This window comes from Pseudokineococcus marinus, assembly GCF_013004605.1.
In the GTDB taxonomy this organism is placed as follows: Bacteria; Actinomycetota; Actinomycetes; order Actinomycetales; family Quadrisphaeraceae; genus Pseudokineococcus; species Pseudokineococcus marinus.
Genome location: NZ_JABEMA010000490.1, coordinates 1 through 1,540 on the forward strand (window position 1 = coordinate 1; position 1,540 = coordinate 1,540).

General features: G+C 80.6%; 1 protein-coding gene. It reads right to left on the reverse strand.

Annotation, left to right across the window (positions count from 1 at the left end; all coding sequences use genetic code 11):
* The coding region (locus tag HLB09_RS16915) for a sensor domain-containing diguanylate cyclase (protein ID WP_171204456.1) at window positions 1–1,540 on the reverse strand (1,540 nt) is incomplete at both ends.

The following is a 1,540-nucleotide window of genomic DNA, read 5'->3' on the forward strand; positions in this document are numbered from 1 at the left end:
TGACGCGGTGGCGGCGCGCGGGCGGCGCGTAGGGCGCGCCCAGGGCGTCGACGACGCGCTGGGCCACGGCGGCGAGGTCGGCCTCCGCGGAGAGGTCGGGGCACACGACGACGAACTCGTCGCCGCCGAGGCGCGCCACCGTGTCGCCGGGCCGGACGGCGGCGTCGAGGCGCCGCGCGGCCTCGCGCAGGACGGCGTCGCCGACGGCGTGGCCCTCGGCGTCGTTGACGTCCTTGAAGCCGTCGAGGTCGAGGTAGACGACGCCGACGCGAGCCCCGTCGCGGGCGCCGCCGCCGACGAGGGCGGCCAGGCGCTCGGTGAGGACCCGGCGGTTCGGCGCCCCGGTGAGGGGGTCGTGCCGGGCGGCGTGGGCGAGCGCCCGCTCCGCCTCGTGGCGGGCCGTGAGGTCCTCGAGCAGCAGCACGGCCTCGCGGCGCCCGTCGCCCTGCCGCACGACCGAGGCGGTGCACGAGGCGCGCAGGCGCCGCCCGCCGGGGCCGAGGAGGCGCACCTCGACGCGCCGGGGCGGGGCGCCGTCGGCGAGGGCGTCGAGCGCCGCGGCGAGCAGGGGCAGGTCGGTCGGGTCGACGACCTCGGCGACGTCCTCGCCGGGCAGGTCGGTGCGCGCGAGCAGCCGCTCGAGGGCGGGGTTGGTGCGCAGCACGCGGCGGGGCCGCTCGTCGAGCGGCAGGACGAGCATGCCGAGGGGCGAGGCGTCGAGGGCCCGGCGGCACAGCCGCTCGCTCTCGGCGAGCGCCTGGGCGGCCTCGCGCTCGCGGGTGACGTCGTGGAGGGTCGCGACGGCGCCGTGGGCGCCCGCCGGGCCCGGCAGGGGGTGCGCGGTGACGACGACGCGCCGCGCCGTCCCGTCGCTGCGGCGCAGGAGCAGCTCGGCGCCGGCGGTCCGGGCCCCGCGCAGGGCCCGCACGAGCGGCATCTCGTCCTCGGGGACGGGCGTCCCGTCGACGTGGAGGAGGGCGAAGGCGTCGTCCTGCGCCCGTCGCGAGGCGTCGGCGGGCACGCCCAGCAGGTCGCGCGCCGCGTCGTTGTCGAGGAGCACGCGCCCCGCGGCGTCGACGACGACGACGCCCTCCTGCGCGCTGGCGAGCACGCCGCCGAGGAGGTCGGCCTGCTCCTGGGCGCGCTCGCGGGCGCGGCGCTCGCGGGCGCCGGCGCGGACGAGGTCGTCGCGGTGGAGCGCGAGCACGAGCGTGACGAAGGTGACGACGCCCACGAGCACCTGGGCCGTCGTCGTCCGCAGCCCGGGCGGCAGCGGCTGCGTCGGGCCGAGCCCGTGCGCGGTGAGGAGGACGACGGCGGTCGCGTCGGCGAGGACGATCGCCGCCGTCCACGTCGTCGGCAGGCGGAGCCCGGCCCAGACGGCGAGCGGCAGCACGGTGAGGCCGAGCAGGACGACGTCCTCGGTGGCGGCGCTCGCGACGTGGACGGCGGCCAGGACCGTGACGACGGCCGCGGCCTCGAGGACGTCCCCCGTCCGTGCGCGCGGGGCCGGCCGGGCCGCGGCGGCGCGCCGCGGCCC